At 48.9% G+C, this 20,449-nt stretch carries 18 protein-coding genes; 12 read left to right on the forward strand and 6 right to left on the reverse strand.

Annotation, left to right across the window (positions count from 1 at the left end; all coding sequences use genetic code 11):
• Positions 1 to 233: 233 nt before the first annotated feature.
• Both I2I11_RS16200 and I2I11_RS16205 read right to left on the reverse strand, forming a co-directional pair.
• Positions 234 to 908: a hypothetical protein gene (locus tag I2I11_RS16200; RefSeq protein ID WP_196268789.1), complete on the reverse strand. Its 675-nt coding sequence runs from the start codon at positions 906 to 908 to the stop codon at positions 234 to 236.
• A gap of 85 nt (positions 909 to 993) precedes the next feature.
• Complete coding sequence (locus tag I2I11_RS16205; RefSeq protein WP_196268790.1) at positions 994 to 1,596, reverse strand: toxin-antitoxin system YwqK family antitoxin; 603 nt, start codon at positions 1,594 to 1,596, stop codon at positions 994 to 996.
• A gap of 491 nt (positions 1,597 to 2,087) precedes the next feature.
• On the opposite strand from I2I11_RS16205, the gene I2I11_RS16210 reads away from it, so the two are divergent.
• From I2I11_RS16210 to I2I11_RS16220, 3 genes are read left to right on the forward strand one after another with little or no spacing between them, the layout of a single operon-like run.
• Entirely contained in the window at positions 2,088 to 2,624 is a 537-nt protein-coding gene (locus tag I2I11_RS16210; RefSeq protein ID WP_196268791.1) for an RNA polymerase sigma factor, read from the forward strand.
• 13 nt (positions 2,625 to 2,637) lie between these two features.
• Positions 2,638 to 3,519, forward strand: coding sequence for a hypothetical protein (locus I2I11_RS16215; RefSeq protein ID WP_196268792.1), 882 nt, complete (start codon positions 2,638 to 2,640; stop codon positions 3,517 to 3,519).
• A 12-nt stretch (positions 3,520 to 3,531) separates the two neighbouring features.
• Entirely contained in the window at positions 3,532 to 4,656 is a 1,125-nt protein-coding gene (locus tag I2I11_RS16220) for an outer membrane beta-barrel protein (RefSeq protein WP_196268793.1), read from the forward strand.
• A 67-nt stretch (positions 4,657 to 4,723) separates the two neighbouring features.
• Here the strand turns inward: I2I11_RS16220 and I2I11_RS16225 are convergent, their stop codons facing one another.
• The gene (locus I2I11_RS16225; RefSeq protein ID WP_196268794.1) at positions 4,724 to 5,476 is read right to left on the reverse strand and encodes a TrmH family RNA methyltransferase; all 753 of its coding nucleotides are present in this window, start codon (positions 5,474 to 5,476) and stop codon (positions 4,724 to 4,726) included.
• 14 nt (positions 5,477 to 5,490) lie between these two features.
• Between I2I11_RS16225 and tamL the strand changes: the two genes are divergently transcribed.
• Complete coding sequence (tamL, locus tag I2I11_RS16230; protein WP_196268795.1) at positions 5,491 to 7,935, forward strand: translocation and assembly module lipoprotein TamL; 2,445 nt, start codon at positions 5,491 to 5,493, stop codon at positions 7,933 to 7,935.
• Between the two features lie 143 nt (positions 7,936 to 8,078).
• On the opposite strand, the gene I2I11_RS16235 is transcribed toward tamL, so the two are convergent.
• Entirely contained in the window at positions 8,079 to 10,157 is a 2,079-nt protein-coding gene (locus I2I11_RS16235) for an alpha-ketoacid dehydrogenase subunit alpha/beta (protein WP_196268796.1), read from the reverse strand.
• A gap of 289 nt (positions 10,158 to 10,446) precedes the next feature.
• On the opposite strand from I2I11_RS16235, the gene hemF reads away from it, so the two are divergent.
• The 8 genes from hemF to I2I11_RS16275 all read left to right on the forward strand — a co-directional run bounded on the left by hemF (position 10,447) and on the right by I2I11_RS16275 (position 18,439).
• Positions 10,447 to 11,346: an oxygen-dependent coproporphyrinogen oxidase gene (gene hemF / locus I2I11_RS16240; protein WP_196268797.1), complete on the forward strand. Its 900-nt coding sequence runs from the start codon at positions 10,447 to 10,449 to the stop codon at positions 11,344 to 11,346.
• Positions 11,347 to 11,348: 2 nt separating this feature from the next.
• On the forward strand, positions 11,349 to 11,924 hold the full coding sequence (locus I2I11_RS16245; RefSeq protein ID WP_196268798.1) for a phosphatase PAP2 family protein: 576 nt from the start codon (positions 11,349 to 11,351) through the stop codon (positions 11,922 to 11,924).
• 10 nt (positions 11,925 to 11,934) lie between these two features.
• Positions 11,935 to 14,364 (forward strand): TonB-dependent receptor, encoded by a 2,430-nt coding sequence (locus I2I11_RS16250; protein WP_196268799.1) that lies wholly within the window; start codon positions 11,935 to 11,937, stop codon positions 14,362 to 14,364.
• A 2-nt stretch (positions 14,365 to 14,366) separates the two neighbouring features.
• Positions 14,367 to 15,302: a DUF4249 domain-containing protein gene (locus I2I11_RS16255; RefSeq protein WP_230680361.1), complete on the forward strand. Its 936-nt coding sequence runs from the start codon at positions 14,367 to 14,369 to the stop codon at positions 15,300 to 15,302.
• 140 nt (positions 15,303 to 15,442) lie between these two features.
• Positions 15,443 to 15,904 carry a DoxX family protein gene (locus tag I2I11_RS16260; RefSeq protein ID WP_196268801.1) on the forward strand — a complete coding sequence of 154 codons (462 nt, stop codon included), beginning with the start codon at positions 15,443 to 15,445 and terminating at the stop codon, positions 15,902 to 15,904.
• A 206-nt stretch (positions 15,905 to 16,110) separates the two neighbouring features.
• A complete protein-coding gene (locus I2I11_RS16265; RefSeq protein ID WP_196268802.1) occupies positions 16,111 to 16,563 on the forward strand; it encodes a DoxX family protein in 453 nt (150 codons plus the stop codon).
• 197 nt (positions 16,564 to 16,760) lie between these two features.
• Positions 16,761 to 17,873 (forward strand): AMP-binding protein, encoded by a 1,113-nt coding sequence (locus I2I11_RS16270; protein WP_196268803.1) that lies wholly within the window; start codon positions 16,761 to 16,763, stop codon positions 17,871 to 17,873.
• Positions 17,874 to 18,019: 146 nt separating this feature from the next.
• Positions 18,020 to 18,439, forward strand: coding sequence for a T9SS type A sorting domain-containing protein (locus I2I11_RS16275; RefSeq protein ID WP_230680362.1), 420 nt, complete (start codon positions 18,020 to 18,022; stop codon positions 18,437 to 18,439).
• A 35-nt stretch (positions 18,440 to 18,474) separates the two neighbouring features.
• Here I2I11_RS16275 and I2I11_RS16280 read toward each other — a convergent pair whose 3' ends face one another.
• Together I2I11_RS16280 and hutG are read right to left on the reverse strand one after the other, a co-directional pair.
• Positions 18,475 to 19,257 carry a glycosyltransferase family 25 protein gene (locus I2I11_RS16280; protein ID WP_196268804.1) on the reverse strand — a complete coding sequence of 261 codons (783 nt, stop codon included), beginning with the start codon at positions 19,255 to 19,257 and terminating at the stop codon, positions 18,475 to 18,477.
• Between the two features lie 102 nt (positions 19,258 to 19,359).
• Positions 19,360 to 20,334: a formimidoylglutamase gene (gene hutG, locus I2I11_RS16285; RefSeq protein WP_196268805.1), complete on the reverse strand. Its 975-nt coding sequence runs from the start codon at positions 20,332 to 20,334 to the stop codon at positions 19,360 to 19,362.
• Positions 20,335 to 20,449 lie beyond the last annotated feature (115 nt).

The raw sequence follows: 20,449 nt of genomic DNA on the forward strand, positions 1-20,449 counted from the left end.
TGCCTTTATCTCCTTCCTGCTAAATAGATTAAAGCCCTCTAAAGCAAGAAATTGAAAAATTTCAAAACATACTCTTAGGTATTATAAATCTCTGCCAACGTTCAAGTATTTATGAAGTTGTGGCATTTGAAAAAGGTTGGTTTCAATTAACCACAGAAGCAAAATAGTGATTTAAAGTTGAAAGCTTAACGTCAAGCCGCAATTTTATAAACATACTGTTGGACGTTCGTTTTTTATCTTGGAAGGGAATTAAATCTTTTTGTGTCAGAGCCATGCTGATAATAAACTTCAGGTTCGAGTCCTACCATTTGTCTATTAAATACAAGAAAAATTCCGTCCATTCCTTGGTAGTCAGATGAGAAATGTCTTAACTGCCAACCCTGTCTTGTCCAATATTGAATAACCCTTGCTATTGAACCAGTTATATTGTCACCCCTTTCATAAATTGTATTAATCAAGAAGTCACTGTTTGCTAGGTCGCCAATTACTTGACTTATTTGGTTGTTTTGATGTACAATAGAGTCTTCGATTTTTGAAACTGCATCTTTAAGGTGCTGTATGTTTTTATTAATGTCCCGTCCAGCAACATCTCCTCCGACTTGTCCAGATACATCTACTGAACTTCCTTCACCTTTCTCTTTTTTGGGGATTTTTGAGGCTCCAGCTCCGACCAAAACTCCAATCAAAACTTTCAATATGTCAGCAGTCCATTCTTGCGGTTTAAATAAATGAACGATTAAAAGAGTTACAAATAAAAAGGAAGAAACAAATAGCAAAATGTTGCTTCCTGTATATTCTTTGTCGAAGATTTTGTCACCAAACTTTTGTAAAATAATTATTACAATGGTCATTATTGATAGCAAAATCAGCATACCAGGAAGATAATCCCAAAATTCAGTTGTGTCCATAAGTAGTTAGTTTAAAAATGACGCCCAACGTACTTGCCTAAACAAAGGCGTAGCTTATGTTTAGGTGTGGTTATGGCGTGTTGTATTAGTATTTTGTTTTCCAGTCGATGTACAAGTTACCGTTTAAGGGAGTATAAATTATAGAACCAAAATTCTGTTCAGTTTCCACCTTTTGGAGTTCATACATTATATCAGGAGTCAGGGTACCAGCATATTCAAGTGGTATAGTTTTTATCAAACCAAAGGTGAGAGAGTCACTTCCACAGCTCGTCTTTACGTGTAGCCTACTTGGTATAAATTCCACTTCATATTCTAACTCCCCTTTCTCATTGTAGTATTTCCATTTACCATCCCTATACATGTAATAATCACTACAAAGTCCACCCGTACAACATTGCAAAAAGGAACCAAGTTTGTAATTACCCTCACTCTTCAGGTTTCCATTTTCATGATATTCTTTCCAATATCCTGCCTTCAGATTACTTGAAGTATTATCATCAGCTAAAGCGTAATTGCCAATAGCCTTTACTTTTCTACTTTCATAGTTTATGGTAACTGTTGAATCCAAATCTGGTAAGCCATCAGACAAGTCACCATATCTAAACTCATTAGTTACTACAGCATAATTCTTGGGGCTACATGATGCTACAACTACTAAAAGTAAAGAAACAAATAAGTTTATTCTCATCTATTATTTCTATTTGCCATAACTATAGTGTATAAGGAGCTATTCCGGTTATTGGCCTTATATATGGAGTAGCTTTGCCCATTTTACTGTTGCTTTTCGGCCCTGCTATATAGATCATTATCCACTTCATACTTTTGCATAACTAATATAGCATTTTCGATTGGTTATCTAATAGCTTGACGTTCTAAAGTATAAATATTACCGCCTAATTCTCAATTGCTTCCTTCTTAAAGCCCGAGTATCATGCCCCAAAACCTTTCTAGGCATTTATACTTTATCCATCCTTAAATCCAGCAAACCCTAATTCAGACAACACCTTGGTAGCAGCCAGTATTTTCCGGAGATGAAAGAAGCAAATCTGAAAAATAAATGAGAATTTTATACTTCCTCAGGCAACCTCCGGGGATGTTGCGACATCTAAGGTACAAAGGGCAGCAAACAAGCGCCTGACAAAGCCAAAAAAGCAGATTTGATATAAACTTTTACCCAGCGTGACGGAAGCAGAACTAATAGCAGGATGCCAGCGGGCAGACAGCAAGGCGCAAAAGCACCTGTACGAGCGTTTTGCGCCCCAGATGCTGGGCGTTTGCCGGCGCTATCTCAAAAATGAGATGGATGCAGAAGAAGCGCTGCTGAACGGGTTTATGAAAATATACCGCAACATCGGCCAGTTCGAAAACAAAGGCAGCTTTGAAGGCTGGATGCGCCGCATTATGGTAAACGAAGCGCTGGCTTTCCTGCGCAAAAAAGAGCCCCTGCACCTGGCCATAGAAGACAGCCACGTACAGGTGGCCGGTACCGGCAGCGCCGATCAGGATTTGGCAGAAGGCGAACTGCTGGCCTTGCTGGGCACACTGCCAGCAGGTTACAGGGCCGTATTTAACCTGTATGCCATAGAAGGATATGCACACCAGGAGATAGCCGATATGCTGGGAATTACAGAAGGCACGTCTAAATCGCAGTTGAGCAAGGCCCGCGCCATGCTGCAACGCCGCCTGACGGGCCAGGAAGTTATCACCACCAACTAAAAAGGAGGAAGACATGAGACCAGAAGACATCGATAAGTTATTTAAGGAGCGCCTGGGCAACAGCGCCCCCACTCCTTCCGGCGACCTATGGAGCCGGCTGCAGGAGCGCATCGGAGAGGAAATGCCCGCGCAACAGAAAGAGAAGCAGCTCGGCTTTATGTGGGTGCGCTACTCCGTGGCTGCCGTTATCGGACTGTTGCTGGCGGTAGGCCTGGTATTTTACAACATGCAGCACAAGGCGCCAGGTATAAATGGCACGGTGGCGCAGCAGCCGGCAACAGAACAGCCACAGCAAGCGCCTGACTTTGCGCCCAAAGCTTTGGAGGAACAGGCTGCACCGGCCAGTATAGCGGATGCTGCTACAGATGAAAAAGAAAATAATTTACCGGCCCAGGCAACCGAAGTAAAGCCAGACGCATCTAATCCTGCAAAGGCCATCGCCCATACTGCTGAACCGGCCGCCCAACCTGAATCTGTTATGAAAAAATCGACTATACCAGCAAAAGCTTCTGTTAAGTCTCCTGCCATGGCCCAGACTGTTCCGGCAAACAAGCCAGCTCAGGAGCCTGCTGCAACTTCTGAGAACGTGGCCGGGACGGAGCCGTTGATGGCAGCTGCTTTAGCCTCTTCCGAAGAACCGGAGGCCATGACCAATACTGCACCCGTTGAAATTATTATAAAGCGTGCTGTGACCACCCAAACTGTTTCAGCCAAGGCAGGCGAGCCGAACGGATTGGAAAAGAAAGCAAAACTCGCCAAAAACATTTTTAAGCAGGTACGCAAACTCAGCAACGGCGAGCCGGTGGAGTTGGCAGACCTGGGCATTAAAGCCGATAAAATTGCTGTCGGAACCACCATCGGAAACCAGAAATTCTCTAAAGTTATCAACCTCTAACTCTCCAAAACCATGAAACGATTGCTACTTATCACAGCCATTTGCATGGCTGCCGTTACCGGTGTGTTTGCCAAAGGCGATCTTACCGTAGGTCAGCGCCTCGGCGACCAGGACACCATCATCATTAAAATGGCCAACGGCGCTAAACTGACGCTGCTGCTCCAGAACAAAGAGCAACTGAAAGCTTTCCAGCATTATAGCCTCGATTCGCTAATGCGCAAGCTGAACCTGTATGTGCTGCAGGTAGACAGCCTGGAGCAGTCCAGCACCAACATGGACTCTGACGAAATGACCGTCACTTTCAGCTCTTCAGACTCAACCAGCGCGGATGGATCGGAACAGGTAACCGTTACAGTGCAGGAATCGGGCGGCAAAGAAGGCAACAAGGAACACCACGAAATCCGCATCAACAAGACCTTTAAGATTGAAGTGGATGTAGAGGAAGAGGACGGTAACACCAAAGTAAACGTGAACGTGCCGGATAAAGAAGAACAGGACAGCATACAGGTAACCGAGGAGCATTACAGACCGACCAAGTTCAACTTTGATATAGATTTAGGTCTCAACAATTTTATAAATTCCGACATAGATGACCTGGTTGATCTGAAGCCGCTTGGCTCCCGATACGTAAGCCTGAACATGCACCTGAATTCGCAGATAGGTGGCCGCAGAAGTCCGCTGCACCTGATTTCAGGCATAGAGTTCTCTTTTAACAACTATATGTTTGATGATAATGTGTTTGTGGAGAATATCGACAACTATACTTACTTCAACAATACAGGCGACATCAACTACGAAAAATCAAAGTTGACGCATTCGGCCATCAACATCCCGCTGATGCCGGTACTGCAGTTCAGGCGCGAAAACGACAAAGACGGGTTCATCATCGGTGCAGGTGGTTTTGTAGGCTACGGGCTGGGCAGCCATGCCAAACTGAAGTATGAAGAAGGCGGCAAAACACAGAAAGATAAAATCCGCGACAACTATAACCTCTCTGATTTTCAGTATGGCCTGGAAGGTGTGTTAGGTTATGGATCAGTGAACCTGTTTGTGAAGTATAACATGAACGACCTGTTCAAAGACAACCGCGGCCCGCAGGCAAATGTCATCAGTTTTGGCCTGCGCCTGCTGGAATAAGTATAAAGCCTTTCTGATAAATCTTAAGTAAGAAAAGGAGCGCCTGCCCGGTGCTCCTTTTCTTACTTTATTTCCTATCGGAGCGCCGGAAGTTATCTATAATAATGGCGGTGGCCGTAGCAACATTTAAGGACTCTGCCTGGCCGAAAGCAGGAATTTTAATCAGCTTGTTAACGTGTTGCGCCACTTCCGGCCTGATGCCGTTGGCTTCGTTGCCCATCACCACAATGCCCTGCGGATTGAGTTGCATGGTATGAATGTTGTCGCCGTCGAGCGAGGCGCCGTATATACGGTAGCCGCTGCCTAACTGCTGCAGCCAGCCGGCCAGATCCAGAAAGTATACCTGTACCCGCGTAAAAGAGCCCATGGTAGCGGAGATAACTTTGGGGTTGTAAAAGTCGGCACAGGTTTCTGAACAGACTACTTTGGTGATGCCGTACCAGTCGGCAATACGGATGATGGTGCCCAGGTTGCCGGGGTCGCGGATATCATCGAGGGCCAGCACCAGTTCCTGCGGCTTTACTTCCAGGGGCGGCAGTTCGCGCATACTTGCAACGGCTAAGGCAGCGTTGTTGGAGGTATAGGTACCCGCCCGCACCAGGTCGTCTTCCTTCACGATATCGAACTGAAAACCTTTGTCGAGCAGATGCGCATGTTGGTTGTAAAAGGCTTCCGTAACAAAAAGGTGCTCCAGCCTGAAATCAGCTTGCAGCAGCTCCAGCACGCTTTTGGCGCCCTCCACCACAAAGGCTTGGTGTTGGCTGCGGTATTTTTTTACTTGCAGGGATTTAATGTACTTTACAACTGCTTTTGACAACATAGCCGGATAAAGGTTTGAGATCACGATTATACATATACGCCCTCGTATTTACAATTTTATGTTTGAGTAGCTGCGTGCCCACCAAACATCTGGGTCCGAACGAGAAGCTGCTGGTCAGCATAGAACCAAAGGGGCTGCAGCACATCGATCCGGCTGCCATTGAGGCACTTTACCAGCAGGAACCTAACCGGATGGTACTGGGATCTACTCCCTACTTATCGCTGTACTACTTCGGACAAAAGTTTTTCGATCCGCTTAAAATTCAGCAGCGCATTGAAGGGATGAAGCAGAAAATAGCCCGCAAGGTAGCAGCTGCCGGCAGCGACTCCACCAAAGCCCGCAAAATCCGTGACCGCATCAACAACCGTATCGACCGGCTGGAAGAGAAAAAGAAAGAAGGCAATTTCCTGATGCAGGTGGGCGAGCCGCCGGCCATTTACGACTCTACGCTGATGGCCGAAACCATGGAGCAGATTGACATTTACCTTAACGCCAAAGGCTACTTTAATCACACAGCTACTTATCAGAAGGACATCAAAAAAGATAAGCTGGTATACATCACCATCAATATTGACGAGAACGATCCTTACCGCTATGCCAATTTCAGCTACGGCATACCCGATACGGCTGTCCTGAACCTGGTAAAATCTGCCGAAGAAAATTCTTTGCTTCAGCCCCACGAAATATATGATGAAGCTGTTCTGACGCTGGAGCGGGACAGGCTGTATGAACTGATGAAGAACCGCGGCTATTATGATTTTGCCCGCGCCTATATCTCCTTTGAGGTGGATACCAGCTATGCCGGCCACACGGCGCAGGTGAAAACGCTCATTCAAAACCCGGAAAACGATTCGACACACCATGTATACAAGCTGAACAAAGTATACTTTAAAAGCGATGCCGACCGCTTTGGTATTGCCCGCGACACGGTTACGTTCAACAACATCCGGTATATAGCTTACGATCTGAAGTATGCCCCGAAGGTACTGGACCAGAAAATCATCATTTATCCGGGGCAGCTCTACAGCCAGGTGCGTACCAGTGTGACGCAGCGCCAACTGGCCGACCTGGATGTCTTCCAGTTCAACAACGTGCTCTACAACAAGATAACGGACCCCAGAGATTCTACGAACACGTACCTGCTGAATGCTTTTATCAATGCCATACCTGCTAAGAAGTACCAGGAAACAGCAGAACTCGGATTAAACTATACCGAAGCCGTGCCGGGGCCGTTCAGTAGTATAAACCTGCGCATACGTAATATTTTTGGTGGCGCAGAAAACCTGGATCTGGGCCTGCACGGTGGCCTGGAAGGACAGCTGAGCCTCGAAGATCCGGATAAAACAGTTTTATCGAAGCAGTATGGCGCTAACCTGGGACTCACTTTCCCGACGATACTGCTTCCATTCGGCGGCCCCAGCATTCTCTCGGCGAATAACCCGAAAACCCGTGTGCTCACCAGTTTTACCAGCATCGACAGGGACGAGTACAAGCGCACAAATTACCAGCTCAGTTACGATTACATCTGGCAGAAAGCCCGCACCACCCTGCAAATACCAACACAGCAACTCATTTTTTCGCCGGTGAACCTGAGCATTGTGCAGACTGACCGCATTTCCAATGAGTTTATAGCCAGCCTGGAGAAGTATAGCCAGGGCAGCAAATCGCTTATCGAAAGTTTCAGGAGCGCCTTTTTGTCCTACATGGCTTTCAATTTTATTTATAACACCAACGACTTCACCCAAACACTTAATGCCCGCTACTTCCGGACGCTGCTGGAAGTAGGCGGCCTGACAAAAGAACTCGGCCTGAACATCAAGCTCGGCGACTTACAGACGTTTCAATACGCTAAAGCTAACCCCGACTACAGGCGCTATATTCCGCTTGGAGGCGAACAATACTTTGTTTACAGGATTAATGCAGGCGTGGCTACACCGCTATTTAACACTGATGTGCTGCCTTACGATAAATATTTCTTTGCAGGCGGCGCCTCCAGCGTACGCGCCTGGCAGTCCAGGAGGCTGGGACCGGGCTCGTATGCGACAGAAGATGTGGTATTTGAAAACGGCGAGCTGGTGCGCAAGCGCGATTTCGCTTTAGAACAGCCCGGTGAAGTATTGCTGGAAGGCAGTGCCGAATATCGCTTTAATATGTTCAGCTTTATTAACGGCGCTTTTTTTGTAGATGCCGGTAATGTATGGTGGCTTAAAAAAGACGAAACAAAGCCCGGCGCTGACTTTGCCTTTAACCGCTTTTACAAAGAGCTGGCGGTGGGTACCGGCTTCGGCATCCGCTTTGATTTGGCCGTTGTGGTTTTGCGCTTCGACCTGGCTACCAAAGTATACGATCCGGCAGGCATTAACGGGGAAAAGTTTGTGCTGGATAATTTCAGCTTCTCCGAGTTCTTCACCCGCAACAACCAAAGTACCCTAAACATCGGCATCGGCTATCCTTTCTGATTTCGTGCACCTTACATCAGAATCAAAGTGTTTATACTTTCCCATTTCCCGTTTTCATGGCTACTTTTGCTGGTGCGAGCTTGCAGCTCGTACTTCTTCTGTAGATGTAAAGGCACGAGCTGCAAGCTCGCACCAGCGGGTGCTTAATAGTTCAGCAATTCTTCTATGGCAGTGGCTACTTTCCGGGCATTAGGGAGCATCATCTTTTCGAGATCCACATTCAGCGGAATGGCGGGCAGACTTTCGGCTCCTAAAGTATAAACCGGAGCATCTAGTTTCTGAAAGCAGTCCCTGGACAGACGGCCGGCCAATGACTCGGCAAAGGAATTGAGCAGCGGCTCTTCGGTGAGCACCAGCGCTTTGCCGTGGCGTTCTACCGCGGCTTTTACTGTTTCATAGTCCAGCGGATTGAGCGTGCGCAGATCTACAATTTCTATACTTCCGGGGAATTGTTTTGAGGCAGTTTTGGCCCAGTACACGCCTATGCCGTAGGTGATAAGGGCCATACTGTTGCCTTTGCTAACCTGTTCATCACTTGCCTGCTGTACTATGTTGGCTTTGCCCAGCGGCAGGATATAGTTTTCGTCCGGTTCTATGGTTTTGGCATCCTCAGTGCCCGGCACCCTTGACCAGTAAATACCTTTATGCTCCAGCATTATTACCGGATTCGGGTCCAGGAAAGCAGCTTTCATCAGGCCTTTCATATCGGCAGCATTGCTTGGGAATACAACTTTAATACCTCTGATGTTCAGCAGCGTGGATTCTATACTTCCGGAATGGTAAGGACCGCCGCCACCGTAGGCGCCAATTGGTACGCGTATAAGCGTCTGCACCGGAAACTGGCCGTTAGACAGGTAGCAGCTCTTTGAAAGCTCCTCAACCAGCTGATTCATACCCGGCCAGACATAATCAGCAAACTGAATCTCCACGATGGCTTTCGCGCCTACAGCCGACATACCCGCCGTAGAGCCTATAATGTATGCCTCCTGAATGGGTGTATTGAACACGCGCGCATCGCCATGCTTTTTGGCCAGCAGCGCCGCTTCCCGGAACACCCCCCCCAGTTCACCGCCCACATCCTGACCGTAAAATAAAGCTTCCGGGTAAGTCCGCAGGATATCATCTACGGCATGCAGGGCAGCATCCACCATAATGATTTTCTCAGCGCCGGCCGGGCTGCGCTCACCTTTCTCTTCCGTTACAGGCGTGGGAGCAAACATGTGCGTATCGAAAGTGGCCGGATCAGGGCCGGGGGCCTGCCGGGCACGCTGAAAGTCATTGGTCACGGTTTGTATGGCTTCCTGCTCCAACTGCGCTATTTCATCCGGTGTTATAGCTGCATCCAGCAACGCCTGCCGCAGCTTGGGAATCGGGTCTTCCTGGGCATGTTGTTTCAGGTTATCGCCACGGTACCACTCCCGGCGCACCCCCGACGTATGGTGTCCCAGCAGCGGGCAGCGGGCATGCACCAGTACAGGCTTTCGGACCTGGCGGGCATAATCAAATGCAACCCGCATGCCCTCATATGCCTCTGCAAAGTCAGAGCCATCCACGCGCAGGCGCTCCAACCCTTTAAAGCCTGCTACATACTCGTAAGCATCCATGGCACGCATCTCTTTGCCCGTAGCCGAAATACCCCAGTCGTTGTCCTGCACCAGGTATACAATAGGTAGCTCCTTCAGCACCGCCATCTGAAATGCTTCGGCCACTTCGCCCTCGGTAACGGCGCCATCGCCCATCGAACAGAGCACCACCGGTTTCTCCTCTCCTTTCAGCAGCCCCTGTCCTTCCAGGTAAGCTATGCCGTGCGCCATACCAGTAGCCGGAATAACCTGCATGCCTGTGGCGGAGCTCTGATGTGGTATAGTCGGGAAACCTGCTCTTCGGAGCGATGGATGACCATAGTAGGTGCGGCCGCCCGAAAAAGGATCGTCCGCTTTCGCCATCAGTTGTAACATGAGTTCGTAAGGTTGTAACCCAATGCCGAGCAGCAGGGAATCATCACGGTAATAAGGTGAAGCGTAATCGTAAGGTTGTAACTGGAAGGCGGCTGCCAGTTGTATGGCCTCGTGGCCGCGTGAGGTGCTGTGTACATACCTGCTGCAAACAGCTTTGTTTTCTTCGTAAGTATCTGCCATGTTTTTGGCAGTTAGCATCAGTAGGTAAGCCTTTTTAAGCAGGGTGATGTCCAGCTTTACGGCCTCCATTATATCTTTAGACATGTTTAGATCGGTTTGCACGAAAGTACGAAATAAGGAGCTCTTTCTAAAATACAGAGTAGGCGGTGGTAGAACGGCTATAATTCGGTAATTTTGCCCATCCAGATACTGTTACGAAAGTATATGGGACGATATCTGGATGATTTTTTTCAACTTGCATTACCAGCAAGCATACTTTTTCTGGTTAACAGTTAGCCATCAGGTATAGCCATATTTACGGCAGAAAACTGCTGCTACTTTTAACAAGCAATTTTTGTCTAAAATCTAATATCCAGCATCTAACCTCTAAAATATGTTCAGAGAAGAAGTAGAAGCGTTTATGCGCCGGTTTCAGTCCGATTTATGTGAAGCGCTTGAGCGCTGCGATGGTGGCGCTACTTTCAGCACCGACACTTGGAAACATGAGGAAGAAGGCGGCGGTATTTCGCGCGTGATCCAGGGTGGCAACGTGCTGGAAAAAGGCGGCGTAAACTTTTCGGCAGTGCGGGGCCAGTTGTCGCCTCAGTTTCTGAAGATGCTGGAAATGCCGGATGCCAACTACTTTGCCACAGGCGTATCGGTGGTGCTGCACCCACATAGCCCGATGGTGCCCATCACACACATGAACGTACGCTACTTTGAGGCCGGCAACGGGCAGGCCTGGTTTGGCGGCGGCATCGATCTGACCCCCATCTATGTAAACCCGGAGCAGGCACGGGAATTTCACCGGCTGATGAAAGAAGTATGCGATCGGCACCACCCAACTTATTATGCGGAGTTTAAGAAGTGGGCGGATGATTATTTTTACAACCAGCACCGTGAGGAAACGCGCGGCGTGGGAGGCATTTTCTTCGACAGGCTGATGGCTACAGACGAGATAAGTATAGCCGACCGCCTGGCCTTTGTGCACGATGTGGCTTATGCCTTTGCGCCTTTTTATACGCGCATTATGAACGAGAACCGCGATTTGCCTTACGGCGAGCGCGAAAAGCAATGGCAGTTGATGCGCCGCGGCCGTTATGTGGAATTTAACCTGGTTTATGATCGCGGCACCAAGTTCGGGCTGCACACCAAAGGCCGCATCGAATCCATCCTGATGAGTTTGCCCACGCTTGCCTCCTGGCAGTATAATTTTACGCCGGAACCCGGCAGCCTGGAAGCGCAAACGCAGCAGTATCTCAAAAAAGACATCGACTGGCTTAACGTGCAGTAAGTATGATAGAAGCGCTGGAGAAGCTCGACAAGGAACTGTTTGTCTACATCAATGGCCTGCATAGTCCGTTTTGGGACGGCATTATGATTTTTATGTCGGAAAAGCTGGTCTGGATTCCGTTTTACCTGGCTATTATCGGTTATGTGGTTTACCGCTACCGCCGGCAGGGCTTTCTGATGCTGTTGCTGGCTGGCGCTGCCATCGGACTGGCTGACTTCATAGCTTCCGGCATTTTCAAAGCAACTTTCGCCCGCCTCCGCCCCTGCCACGACCCGACCCTGGATGCCGTTATCAATGTGGTGCATGGCTGCGGCGGACAATTCGGATTTATGTCGTCGCATGCGGCTACTACATTTGCCCTGGCCGTTTTCTTTAACCTCATCTTATCCGGCCGCTACCTCCTGTTTAAGATAATACTGGTTACCTGGGCGGTGCTTATCTGTTACAGCCGCGTGTACCTGGGCGTACATTTCCCAATGGACGTTATCGGAGGCGCTTTGCTGGGGGCATTGCTCGCTTACCTGGCCACGCTTGTTTATAATTTGCTGTTGAACAGATATCCGGCCTTAAAGCGTTAAACCTTTAGCCATGCCAGCTGTTCTCGTGGTGTTTAGAGGAGCCTGCGGTTTGCAAATTATAACTATCAACTTCCACAACAAGAGATTATACCTGCTTTGTTTTGTGCTGCTGCTGGCTTTGCCTGCGGCTGCACAGGAGCGCTTTCGTTTATCCGGTAAAGTAACAGACGCCGCTACCGGCGAGGCGCTGGCCGGCGCCACTGTTGCCTTGCAGGAAATAGCAGGTACAGGTGCTATAACAGATGCGCAGGGAAATTATAATTTCTCAGCTCCTGGCGGCGCCTATACGCTTACGGCAAAGTACATTGGGTACGAAAACTGGCAGCGGGATATACAAGTAAGCAGCGATGTGCAGCAAAATATCCGCCTGAGCGCCGCAGCTTATGGTGTGCAGGAGGTAGAAATAACGGCCAACCGGCAACCGCCCATTACCGAATCGGCGGCCATGGGCCAGTTGGAACTGCCCCTCGAAACCATCAAGTCGCTGCCGGTGCTGTTCGGCGAAAACGACATTCTTAAAACCATACAGCTGCTGCCGGGCGTAACATCAGGTGGCGAAGGCAACACGGGCTTTTATGTGCGCGGCGGCGGGGCCGATCAGAACCTGGTCCTGCTTGATGGCGCTACGGTTTACAATCCAGGCCACCTGCTCAACTTTTTCTCTGTCTTTAACGCTGATGCGCTGCAAAGCACAACCCTCATCAAAGGCAATATGCCTGTCCGCTACGGCGGTCGCCTTTCCTCTGTGCTCGATATCAACATGAAGGACGGTAACCAGACAAAGTACAAAGCGGAGGGCGGCATCGGGCTCATTTCTTCGCGCCTTACCCTGCAAGGCCCTATTGCCAAAGAAAAGGCATCTTTCCTGCTTTCGGGCAGGCGGACGTACATGGATGTGCTGTTTAATCCTTTTCTCAAAAATACGGAACAGGGTGGCGTGCCTTTTTATTTTTATGACCTGAACGGGAAGCTGACCTATACTTTGTCGGCCAAAGACCGCCTGTACCTGAGTGGTTACTATGGCCGCGATGCCGGCAGCCTGAAGCTCTCTGATGGTCGTTTTTCCTCAGATTTCGGCTGGGGCAATGCCACCGCTACACTTCGCTGGAACCACCTGTTTAACGACAAGCTTTTCCTCAACCTGTCCGGCTTATACAGCAGGTATACGTTCGATTTTGGCTGGGATTATGGCGGCTTTAATACCCTGGTGCAAACCGGTGTGCAGGATTATGGCGTCCGCCTTGGGTTTGATTATACACCCAATGTGCGCCATCACATCGAATATGGATTGGATTATACTTTCCACCGGCTGGAACCGCGCTCGGGAGAAGCGCAGAACCAGGAGGGACAAAGCTTTTCCACCAACCGCGTTCTGGCCAAGTATGGGCATGAGGCTGCTTTGTATGTTTCTGATGACTGGAACGTGACCGATAAGCTGCTGCTGAGCATCGGCCTGCGAAGCAGTTATTTTGAACAGGTGGGGCCGTTCCATCTTTACCAGTTTAATGAAAGCCAGGCTGTTACGGACTCAACGATCTATGGCCGTGGTGAAAAAGTAATTTCATATCAGGCACTGGAGCCGCGCGTGTCGTTGCGGTATGAACTTAACAGGTTATCCTCCCTCAAAGCTGCTTTCACGCAATCGGCACAGTACGTGCACCTGGTTTCCAATGCCTATACTACTTTGCCGCTGGATGTGTGGGTGCCGAGTTCGGCATTGGTGGAGCCGCAACGGGCCACGCAATATGCGTTGGGATATTTCCGGAGTATACATGAAAACAAGTATGAGGGCTCGGTAGAAGTATACTTTAAAGCGATGAAGAATCAGTTGGAGTACCGCGAAGGCTTCTCGCCGGGGCCCAGCAACCGCGATTTAGAGTATGAATTTGTAACAGGCAACGGCAAGTCTTACGGAGTGGAGTTTTTTCTGCGGAAAAATTACGGTAATCTGCAGGGCTGGCTTGGCTATACCCTCTCCCGCACCACCCGCACCTTCCCGGCCCTGAATAATGGCGAAACCTTCCCGGCCCGCTTCGACCGGCGGCACGATCTTTCGCTGGTGGCCAGTTATAAGTATAACAAACGCTGGACATTTGGCGGCACGTTTGTTTATGGCACCGGTCAGGCCACTACCCTGCCGGCCCGGCGCTATTTTATCGAAGGCAATATTGCGTACCAGTACGGCGACCGCAACAGCTTCCGGATGCAGCCTTTTCACCGCCTTGATCTGGCTGCTACGCTGGAAGGCAGGCAGCACAGCAATATGAAATCGAGCTGGACTTTTTCGGTTTACAACGTGTATGGCCGCCGGAATCCATTTTTATACTATATCGACAGCGAGGGAGAACCTTATAGCGGCAATGTGCAGTTACAGGCGAAGAAGGTATCTGTTATCCCTTTTCCTCTGCCCTCTGTTACCTGGAACTTCAGCTGGTTATGAGCATGAAAAACGTATTTTATAAACTTATACTTTTGATATTTACTGTTTTGACCGGCTGCGAGCAAAACCTGACGCTGGACTTGCCTGAGGGCCAAGAACAACTGGTGGTAGAAGGCCATATTGAACAGGATGCGCCACCTGTGCTTATACTTACCCGCACTACACCTGTATTTTCGGCATTTAACGCGGAGGAGCTGGCCGGGAATTTCGTACATAACGCAAACATCGTTGTAAGCACGCAAGGACGCGATTATACTTTGCAGGAAGTTCCTTCCCCGGCCTTTTCTGAAGCGATGAGACAGGCAGTTTCGGCACAGTTAAGTATACCAGAGCAGTTGCTGATTTCAGGCAGCGGCTTTGTGGTGTATGTTTATACTTCGGATGAGCTGAAAGGAAAGCTGGGAGAAACCTACAAGTTGCGCATCAGCCATGAGGGCAGAACCCTCACCGCCTCCACCACCATTCCGCAACTAAATCCCATCGATTCGCTCTGGACGGTGCCGCACCCGGATGCAGCGCAGGACAGCCTCGTAACATTATACTACCGCTACAACGACCCCGACACGCTGGGAAACAGCATCCGGTACTTTACCAAACGCAACAGCGAGCCTTATTATCCCGGCTATTTTACATCCGTTTTTAACGACGAACTCATCAACGGCGGCACTATCAGTTTTCCGTTGGAGCGCGGGGAGCCCAAAGGACAGGCAGAACTGGATCAGGACAAGTATGGCTATTTTGGTAAGGGTGACACGATTACAGTCCGCTGGGCCGCCATCGACATCGCACATTTCCGTTTCTGGAGCAGCCTGGAGGCCGAGCAAAGTAACAACGGCAGCCCTGTTGGTTCGCCCGGTGCCGTGCAGTCCAACATCAGCGGCGGCTACGGCATCTGGGGCGGATATGCGGTAACCTATCATACATTGGTTGTGCAATAATCCGGAATCATTAGGCCTGGCTGATAGCAAGATATGTCCTTTCACGCACCTGTAAGCTCTATTTTCAGCAGGATTTTAGCCGTTTCTGTTTAATAGTCGTTTATAAATATATAGTTCATATACTTTAAACAGCTATAGCCATGGAACTAACCCACGAAGTACAGCACACCAGGCGCATCAACAGCGCCAGCAACCCCGTCTGGATGGATGGGCTGCGTATCGCCCTCGGACTTTTTCTCTTCATCAAAGGCATCCTCTTTTTAGAGCATACCACTGATGTTTTCTACATGTTCAGCCAGCACCAGGATATTATCAGTATCCGGAAAGCATCTATGTTTACGAGTGCTGTGCACATCATCGGCGGCCTGATGATAGCTTTTGGCTTTTTAACACGCCTGGCGCTGCTCTGCCAGATACCAGTATTGCTGGGAGCAGTGCTGGTGGTAAACCCGCAACGCGGCGTTGACATGGGCAATGCAGAACTCTGGCTGTCTGTTATAGTGCTGGGGCTGCTGGTTTTTTTCATGATTGTGGGCCCAGGCCGCTATTCCATAGACAATAAAATCTTACGGCCCAAACAACCCGCTCCGCCCGCAGTATAGCTACCGAAAGCTCCCGTTTATACTTCCGGAAAGTATGCTGTAACATGCCAGGTCTGAAGCAGGTTTTGCCCGAATTATCAGTGCTTTAGATGAAGTTATACCTTTGGGCAGCTTTGTAAAAGACAGTCGTGCAATTTGTGTCCGGTTCATGTTTTAGATCGTTTAAGTAAAATATAACAGTAGTTTCATCCTAAATGATTACAGCCATGAACTTAATTCAAAACATGAACCGCGTGGACCGCTGGAGCGAAATGCGCCATCCGATCTGGATTGACTTTATCCGCGTTGGCCTTGGCCTTTTTATACTTGCCAAGGGCATAATGTTTATTCAGCACACAGAAACGATACGGAACATTATGGAGCATAGCCAGTTCCGATGGCTGGCTTTCGGGTTAGCGCATTACGTGGCGATGGTCCATATTTCCGGCGGTGTTCTTATCGCACTGGGCCTCATTACGCGCATAGCCATTTTGTTTCAGCTGCCTATTCTGCTCGGGGCCGTTATTTTTGTAAATTCCAAACAGGGCTTTTACGTCGAAAACTCTGAACTGTGGGTATCAGTACTGGTGCTGGTACTGTTGATTTTTTTCCTGTTTTTTGGCTCCGGCCGTTTCTCCTTCGATTACTACATGCGGGTGCATAAAGAAGGAACCTATTAAATTACAAGTATAAACACCCTGTTATCGGTAATAGCTGCGGTTTCCGCAGCCAGACGGGTATGGCTGGCCCCGACCGAATCAAATATTTAGCATCATCCATACTTTCAGCAATCAGAAACTGGCGGCTGGCTTTAAACAATGGCACTAATGTTGTAATTTTACAGCAGAAGCGGCCTGTCCGCCTCCCTTTTTCTGATATGACTGACAAATCTCTTCTCCTCAACGGCAAGAAATTTTATTATGATGAAATTGCCGCTTATTCTTTCCGCAACAGCATTCCGCTGAACGGCTATGAAAGCAAGACACTGGAGTTCTGCCGCAGCTGGCTCACCGGCATACAGGAATTCCCGATACAGACGTCCGGCTCTACGGGTACGCCCAAAGTCATGCACCTGACCCGGCAGCAAATGGAAGCAAGCGCCCGCCGCACCATTAAAATTCTTAACCTGCAGTCCGGCGACCGCATGCTGGCCTGCCTCAACACCGAATATATTGCCGGTATGATGATGCTCGCCCGCGGTTTTATAGCAGACCTGGAAATGGTTATTGTCGATCCTGTGAGCAACCCGCTGGCGCTGGCTCCTGCTGATGAGCAGATAGATTTTTCTTCTTTTGTGCCGATGCAGATCCAGACTATTCTGCAGGATATGCCGGCGGCGCTCCCACAGCTGAACCACATGAAAGGCATCCTGGTAGGCGGCGCTCCTGTGAGTCCGATGTTACAGCGCGAATTGCGCAGTATAAAAAGCCCCGTTTATCATACTTACGGCATGACGGAAACTGCGTCGCACATTGCCCTGCGCCGCCTGAGCGGGCCGGAGGCAGCCGAATATTACGAGGTGCTCGACGACATAAGTGTAGGTATCGACAGGCGCGGCTGCCTTACCATCAAAGGCGACATCACCAACAACGAGCTCCTGGTTACCAACGACATTGTAGAACTGCTCACGCCTACGCGTTTCCGCTGGATTGGCCGTGCCGATAACACCATTAATACAGGCGGCGTGAAAGTGCAGATAGAGAAAGTAGAACTGGCCGTGGCAGAAGCCCTTATCGATTGGGACAGCGCGCCGCGTTCGTTTGTGGCGCCGCAGCCGGACGAGCTGCTGGGAGAAAAAATCGTACTGGTGCTGGAAGGTAATCCCCTGGAAGCAGGCAAAGAGCAGGAGTTGCTGAAAACCCTGCGTAAGTTCCTCAAAAGGTTTGAAATGCCCAAAGAGCTATACTATATCCCGGCTTTTACGGAAACTGCTACCGGTAAGATCTCGCGCCAGCGCACGCTCAAAAAGCTAGGCCTCTATACCGGTTAAGCCTGCCAAAGTATAACAGGGTTTGATAGCAAATTGCAGGATGATTATACTTAACTGCAGGTTTGCAAACCAGGAAGATGAAAGCAGTTAATCTGGCCCCAAATATGCAGTAGCAAACGCAACTCCTATACTTTACCGTTAAACAAATGATGATGAAGCATAAGTATAGCCTGGTATTTGCCGCGCTGCTACCGTTTATAACTGTTCTGATTCCTGCTGCCTCGGCACAAGTGCACAAAACGCCTATGCCTGTGCAGGAAAACAAGTATATTCTTGTAAAAGCTGAGGAAGCTCTACCCACAGCCACGCAGGAAACGCTCTCCGGCATCAAGTTATATCCCGCTAAAAAAGGCACTTTTCAGCTTGATCTGGAGCAGGTACTTAAAGCAGATGGCCAGTTGAAGATTACGAATACCGCCGGGAAGCTCGTTTACCATAAGCCGCTAAGTATGGCTGGCAGTAAAAAACGGCGGCACTACAACGTCGGCAGGCTGCAGCGCGACACCTACTTAATTGAAGTAGTTACCGGCGCTACTACTTACTGGACAAAGTTTAAAGTGAAGTAGCAGTTCCTGTGGATGAAGCAGTTAACATTATTTGCCTAATCTGTTAGTTCTACTTTTTGTAACTTCCTTTTTATCTTTCTTCTTCTGTAATGCAGGTACTGGTAAGCCGGGAAAATTTTATTCTTATCAATAAAAGCAGCTAACTTTCCTCTCAGCGAACCCGGAGGTACATAATCTATTGAACTCTTGAAATCAGCTGTATCAATGGGCATTGGGTAAACACATCTGATGCTTTTGATGATACCTTCCCTTAAAAAGCGGTTCCACTCATCCGAAGAGCCGCGTACCGGCAGCAGGAAACCGGATAAGTTGCGGCAAGCTTCCCTGGTGATAACGTAGGCCACAGCCGATCCCAAAGAATATGGCTTCTGTGGTTCATAAAGGCGGTATTTTCCTGTTAGTTGCGTGCTCCTCGCTTGTGCAAGGTGTATGGTTTTCCAGCTTCTGTAATGAAGTAAAACCACTTCGTTTAAAGCCAGGTTGTGAGCTAAATCTTCGAGTATAAAAGCTGTGGTGTTGTCTAAAAGGCAATCATCTTCGAGTACGAGTGCATAATCCAAGTCCTGGCGGACAATCATTTCATACACCTTAAGATGACTAAGCGCGCAGCCAATTGCCCCTTTCGTCAACCATTTAACTTTAGGAGCAATTGCCGCTTCATCTACAAGTTCCTTGTAAACAGCTGGAGTTAAACCCAATACATCTATTGCTTCAACCAGCGTAAAATTAAGGCCCAGGGAGTTTAAGTGATTTGTAATAAATACGTTCCGAGCAAAATCACGCTTTAAGTTGATGACAAATATTTTGTAGCGCATCATTGCAGGCATCCGGATAAACTTAATTTTTGTTCCGCAGGCATTCTTTAAAATTTTAGCCAGCTTTTATACTTACTTAAAAGATCTCTGATGCTGATGTTTAGCTTATACTTTGCTCCACTCCTGCACCACATAATATAGCAAAGTGGCTCCTAATTTAGCGGTGCGGTTGTCGATGTCATAAGCCGGGTTGAGTTCCGCCACATCCAGGCTCAGCAACTTTCCGCTGCGTGCCACCTGCCTCAGCAACTCTACTACAATTTCAGGTTGCAGCCCCAGCGGGTTTACGGCGCTCACTCCCGGCGCGTACCCTGCAGCAAACACATCCATATCGATGGTTACATAAACAGCATCTACCTGAGCCAGGAAGCCGGTCAGCTGCTCTTCTAGCACAGCGAGGTTATGGCACTGCACTTCCGCCGCCAAAGTATACTTTATTTGTAGCCTCTCAGCAGTTTGGAACAGGATACGCGTGTTGCCGAATTCCTGCAGGCCTATCACGTTATACTTGAAATGGTGACCTTTTGCAATCTGCCTTTCAGCAATTTGGAGAAATGGTGTGCCTGAGCTGGGTTGCTTCTCGTAACTGCGCAAATCGAAATGCGCATCAAAGTTAATGATTCCGAGTTGTTGCTGTGTCGTGGCCTGTGCCAGACCCAGGAAATGCCCGTAAGCTGTTTCGTGACCGCCGCCGAGCACCAAGGGGCGATAGCCTTTCTGCAGCAACAGCGCTACTTTTTTCCCGAGCTGTTCCTGTGCTTCATCCAGGTTCTGGTTGGTGCAAATTACATCACCGGCATCGCAAAGTATAACCTGGGCCAGCAGGTGATGCGCGAAAGAAGCCATTGCAGCGCGCAAAGCTGCAGGAGCGGCTGCGGCTCCCACCCTGCCCTGGTTGCGCCGCACACCCTCGTCGCAGCAAAACCCTAAAAAAGCGAAAGCAGTCTGGCCCCTGCTTACTTCAGGTAAATTTTGAGAGAGATCCAATAACTTTACCGCCTGGTGCCACCGCAATCCCAAAGCACCATCATGCGCATCTACTCTGCCTTTCCAGGCTCCGTTGGTGCTTGGTTTATACATACTTTTCTTTTTAAGCCACGGGAGATTAAGTAAAAACACCTTAAATGATTCTTTCCGGAAGAACAATCAGGATTAATTTTATACTTTAAAGTAATTTATCTTAAGGCATTATACT

It is taken from the genome of Pontibacter rufus, from assembly GCF_015694705.1.
Classification (GTDB): Bacteria; Bacteroidota; Bacteroidia; order Cytophagales; family Hymenobacteraceae; genus Pontibacter; species Pontibacter rufus.